The following is a 5,058-nucleotide window of genomic DNA, read 5'->3' as shown; positions in this document are numbered from 1 at the left end:
CTTCAGCGTGTTTCGGGCGGCGCGCTGGTGCCGTGGACGGTGCGCTAGGGAGCGAGGGCGGCGGCGCGGGCCCACACCCGGTGTTCGGGCAGCAACTCGAGCAGCGCGTCCACGCCGGCGGCGATACCGGTGACGGTCGCGATCCCCGGTGCGTCGGCGGCGATCGCGGCCGTGGTCAGCGCGGGCTGTCCGGCCTCGGTGACCGCGAGCGCCTTGAGGTGCCGGAACGCTTCCTGTACCAGGACCGTCGCTCGGGGGTCGGCGGCGGGCGCGGCGATCAGCAGCGCGTCGAACTCGACCGAACGCGCGGTGGCGAAGGTCCGCGAGACGGTCACCGCGCCGTCGCCCAGGTGTCCGCCGTGTGCGGCGATGACCAGGGGTGTCAGCGAGTTGTCGTCGAGCGCGGCGACGGCGGCGGCGAGGTCGTCGAGATCGGTGTCGTCGTCGGCGACGATGCCGATGATGCGGCCCTCGGCGGGCCATCGCGCGCCGATCTGGGACAAGGCGGGGGAGACGGTGACCTTCTCCGGGGCGGCGGCCTGGTCCTCGACGTCCAGACCGAGTCCGGCGGCGACGGTCGCGGCCAGATCGCCGTCGATCCGGCCCAGTACGCTCACCGCCCGCTGCTTGATCGCCTGTTCATAGCATTTGCCCAGCTCGAAGGTGTAGGCGTCGGCGACGTGGGCCTGTTCGATCGGGGACAGGCTCGCGTAGAACAGACGCGCGGAGCTGAAGTGGTCGGCGAAACTGTCGGGAGCTTCGCGGATCTTCGCGCCCTCGACCGGTCGCGGGACCTCGATGATCGGCGCGTCCTGTGCGCCGGCGAGGAACGGGCAGCCGCCGTCGAGACTGTTCGGGTGATACGGGGCGACTCCGCCGTGCACGGCCGTCTGGTGCATCCCGTCGCGGAACATGTCGTTGATCTCGGCGTGCGGCCGATTGATCGGCAACTGCGCGAAATTCGGGCCGCCCAGGCGTGAGATCTGGGTGTCGAGGTAGGAGAACAGCCTGCCCTGCAACAGCGGGTCGTCGGTGAGATCGATGCCGCGCGGCAGGTGGCCGGGATGGAAGGCGACCTGTTCGGTCTCGGCGAAGTAGTTCGTCGGATTGGCGTTGAGCGTCATCGTGCCGATGATCTGCACCGGGGCCAGTTCCTCCGGGACGATCTTCGTCGGGTCGAGCAGATCGATGCCCTCGAAGGTCTGCTCGGCGGTGTCGGGGAAGACCTGCACGCCCAGATCCCATTCCGGGAACGCGCCGGATTCGATGGCGTCGGCGAGGTCGCGGCGGTGCAGGTCGGGGTCGACGCCCGCGGCGATCTGGGCTTCCTCCCACAGCAGCGAATGCACGCCCAGCTTGGGCTTCCAGTGGAATTTCACCAGCACCGTCGCGCCGTCGTCGTCGACGAGGCGGAAGGTGTGCACGCCGAAGCCTTCCATCATCCGATAGGAGCGCGGGATCCCGCGGTCGGACATGTTCCACAGCGTGTGCGCGGTCGCCTCGGTGTGCAGGGTGACGAAATCCCAGAAGGTGTCGTGCGCGCTCTGGGCCTGCGGGATCTCGCGGTCCGGATGCGGTTTGCCCGCGTGGATGACGTCGGGGAACTTGATGGCGTCCTGGATGAAGAACACCGGGATGTTGTTGCCGACCAGATCCCAGACGCCTTCGTCGGTGTAGAACTTCGTGGCGAAACCGCGGGTGTCGCGGACGGTGTCGGCCGAACCGCGTGAGCCCAGGACGGTGGAGAAGCGCACGAACACCGGGGTGCGGGCGTCCTTGCGCAACACCGCGGCGCACGAAACCTTTTCCGCCGCGCCGTTGGCGACGAACACCCCGTGCGCGGCCGCGCCGCGGGCGTGGACCACCCGTTCGGGAATCCGCTCGTGGTCGAAGTGGGTGATCTTCTCCCGCAGATGATGGTCCTGGAGCAGGACGGGGCCGCGCGGGCCTGCTTTGAGCGAGTGATCGGTGTCGGGTATCCGCGCGCCTTGCGCGGTCGTGAGGAACGCGCCGTGCTGCGCGCGGGCCCGCTGGGGTGTGCCCTGGTCGAACCCGGTCGGACTCATCGGCGCGGGGCCGGTCTGATCGGGTTTGGGATCCAACGGCGGGCGGGGTTCGGTGGGCTCGTCGAACGCGGCGGGCTCGGGGCCGGGCACGCCCGGAGGGATCGACTGATCGTTGTTCTTCGACTTGCCGCTACGAGCTGACATCCGAAACCTCCTGTTTGCGCGGTCGCGAACCACCGGGGGACCGATGGACGCAGCCGCACTACCCCGGTTGTCGCCGGGCAATCACCGGCGCGGTCGCGGCCGGCGGAGCGCACCGGCCGCGGGTTCGGTCGCCCGCTCGCGGGTAGGGCGCACCAGTGGCGCGGCACTGCCCCTGTGTTCGATCCGCACCGCGGCCACCAAGACCGCGGCCGCCGACGTCGCGGGCTGAGACCCGAAACGAGCCCGATCTCTGAAAGGAGACGCGACATGCTCGCAGCCGTGCTGAAGAACTTCGGTGGGCCGGAAGCACTGACCGTCGAAGTCGTCGACCCACCCGAACCGGGCGTGGGAGAGGTGTTGGTCCGGGTTCGGGCCTCCAGCGCGAACCCCGTGGACGCCCTGATCCGCGAAGGGGCCGCGAATCCGGACCTCGCGCTGCCCACCGTCATCGGCAGCGACGTCGCCGGGGTCGTGGAACAGGTCGGCGAGGGCGTCACCGCCTTCGCGGTCGGTGACGAGGTGTACTACACCTCGGAACTGACCGACGGCTGGGGCGCGTACGCGCAGTACCACGTCGCCGCCGCCGCGATCGTCGCGCCGAAACCCGCGTCGCTGTCGTTCACCGAGGCCGCGGCCATCCCGTTGGCGGGCGGAACGGCGTGGGAGGCGATCGTGCGGCGCCTGGCCGTGCGCCCAGGACAGACCGTCCTGGTGCACGGCGGATCCGGCGGTGTCGGGTCCTTCGCCGTCCAATTCGCCAAAGCGGCCGGAGCGGCCGTGCTGGCCACCGCGGGCGCCGATCGCGGACACATGCTCGAAGAATTGGGCGCTACGCCGATCGACTACGAATCCGAGGATTTCGTCGAGGTCGCCCGCGACCACACCGGCGGCCACGGCGTCGACGCCGTTCTCGACACCGTCGGCGCGGACAACGTCGGACGCAGTCTGGCCGCCACCCGCGACGGCGGGCGCGTGGCCACCGTGCTCGCGCCCGAGGGACGACTCGATGATCTGTTCCGACGCAACCAGAGCCTGCACGGGATCTTCCTGATCCGGGAACGCGCGCGGCTCACCGAGATGACCCCGCTGTTCGAACGCGGCCTCGTGCGCCCGCGCATCGCGCAGGTCACGGGGCTGGACAAGGTGGCGGATCTGCACCGTCGACTCGACGACGGCCACAACGAAGGAAAACTGGTCCTGGAGATCCCGTGACCGGCTGCTCGATGTCCGGACCGGGTTCAGCGGGTGGTGATCACGTCGACGGTGAAGTCGTCGTCTCGGTAGTGGGCGAGCGGGCGGTGGGGCAGGGTGGACAGGATGATCCGGTGGGTGGGGTCGCCGTCGAGGTGGTGGTCGGGTTCGGGGTGGCGCCAGTGGGAGAGCAGCACGGTGGTGCCGGGCCGCAACCGGGTGCTCATGTCGGCGACGGTGGCGGTGAGGGCGGGGGCGGTCTGGTAGTAGGCGACTTCGCTGAGCACGATCAGGTCGAACGGTCGCTCCCAGTGCCAGGCGTCGCCGAAAGCCCACCGGTGCAGCGTGACGTTGTGCTGGTCGCGGCATCGGGCCCGCGCGAGTTCCAAGGCGTGGGGTGCGATGTCGGTGGCGGTCACGTGGTCGCAGCGTCGGGCCAGGGCGGCGGTGAGATGGCCGTTGGCGCAACCGGGTTCGAGGGCGGACCGGTAGCGGGGCAGCGGCAGTATCGCGGTGAGCAGTTCCCGTTTACGGATCTCGTACCAGGCGGTGTCGAAGTGCCAGGGGTCGGGATCGGCGCGGAATTTGGCGTCGAAGAATTCCGGGTCGTCGCGGGGGCTCATACGAACACGACCTCGTCGAGGTCCAGCAGTCGGGACAAGACGTGCGGGGGTAGTACGGCGCGGTCGGCGGGAGCGGGGGACAGGGGAGCGGTCTGGGAGGTGAAGGCGGCCGCGGCGTGGCGTTTGCGTGCGGCGAATTCCGGTGACGAGACCAGTCGCCGGGCGCGTGCCCAGTCGATGTCGGGATCGGCGGGGTGCGACCAGTGCCACATCCAGATCGGGTATTCGAGCAGGCGCGCTCGGTGAGTGCGGGCGGCGACCGCCCCGGCGCGGGCCGCGGCTTCGTGGTCGGGGTGCCCGTCCCGGTGCAGGGGCACGGCCAAGGTGACGCCCGGTGTGAGGTGGTCGCCGACCAGATCGGTCAACGCGGCCTCGTGGTCGGCCACCGCGCCGTCGGGCAGGGCCAGCCGGACGACCCGCGCGACGCCCAGAATCTCTGCGGCCGTGGCGGATTCCCGCCGCCGGATCGCGCGCAGAGTCGACGGCGGGTGGGTCGGGGAGCCGGGGTGGGAGGACTCGCCGTCGGTGACGGCGAGGATCGTCACCGACACGCCCGCGCTGGTGAGGGCCGCGGTGAGCGCGCCGAGGCCGAGGACTTCGTCGTCGGGGTGCGGAGCGAGGATGACCAGCGCCTCGATGTCGGGGGTGAGCACCGGTAGGTCCGCGACCCACGGACGCCACGTGGTGGTGGGCGTTCCCGGCTCGCTCTGGTCGAAGTGTCTCAGGGCCATGAAAGCGCCTCTCTCGCGGCCGGGAGGCCGGGCCGTCGCGGTCGTCGGTCGGTGGCGCGGCTCATGACGGGGACAGGAGTGCGCCGAGGTCGGCCAAATCGTGGTCGGCGTGGCTCTGGCGGAGGTAGACGGTCAGGTCGGCGACCCGTCGCGCGTGAAGCGCGTCCTGGGCCAGCGGACCCGCACCCAGTGCTCGTCCGACCCTGTCCAGCGTCTGGGTGGCGGCCGCCTCCACGATCGCGCGAACTCGTCGCGCCCGGATTCTGGCGGCCGAAGTATCGCGAGGGTCGGCGTCGATCTCGG

Annotated in this window: 4 protein-coding genes and 1 pseudogene; 1 reads left to right on the top strand and 4 read right to left on the bottom strand. The window is 70.6% G+C overall.

All coding sequences use genetic code 11. The features are described 5' to 3' along the window. Nucleotides 1-44 precede the first annotated feature (44 nt). Nucleotides 45-2,210 (bottom strand): catalase, encoded by a 2,166-nt coding sequence (locus tag ON30_RS14145; protein WP_083911393.1) that lies wholly within the window; start codon nucleotides 2,208-2,210, stop codon nucleotides 45-47. A gap of 267 nt (nucleotides 2,211-2,477) precedes the next feature. Here ON30_RS14145 and ON30_RS14140 point away from each other — a divergent pair, with 267 nt between their 5' ends. Continuing rightward, nucleotides 2,478-3,422 (top strand): zinc-binding dehydrogenase, encoded by a 945-nt coding sequence (locus tag ON30_RS14140; RefSeq protein WP_040707410.1) that lies wholly within the window; start codon nucleotides 2,478-2,480, stop codon nucleotides 3,420-3,422. A gap of 26 nt (nucleotides 3,423-3,448) precedes the next feature. Here ON30_RS14140 and ON30_RS14135 read toward each other — a convergent pair whose 3' ends face one another. The 3 genes and pseudogenes from ON30_RS14135 to ON30_RS14125 form a co-directional block, all read right to left on the bottom strand. Next, nucleotides 3,449-4,024: a class I SAM-dependent methyltransferase gene (locus ON30_RS14135; protein ID WP_051029323.1), complete on the bottom strand. Its 576-nt coding sequence runs from the start codon at nucleotides 4,022-4,024 to the stop codon at nucleotides 3,449-3,451. Continuing rightward, nucleotides 4,021-4,755, bottom strand: a complete 735-nt coding sequence (locus tag ON30_RS14130) for a PIG-L deacetylase family protein (protein ID WP_040707407.1) — start codon at nucleotides 4,753-4,755, stop codon at nucleotides 4,021-4,023. The genes ON30_RS14135 and ON30_RS14130 overlap by 4 nt, the downstream gene beginning before the upstream one ends. A 61-nt stretch (nucleotides 4,756-4,816) precedes the next feature. After that, nucleotides 4,817-5,058, bottom strand: a pseudogene (locus ON30_RS14125) (acyl-CoA dehydrogenase); the annotation flags it as partial.

It is taken from the genome of Nocardia takedensis NBRC 100417, assembly GCF_000308695.1.
GTDB lineage: Bacteria > Actinomycetota > Actinomycetes > Mycobacteriales > Mycobacteriaceae > Nocardia > Nocardia takedensis.
Note: the sequence above shows the minus strand (reverse complement) of the source record. Positions and strands in the feature narration are given on the sequence as shown.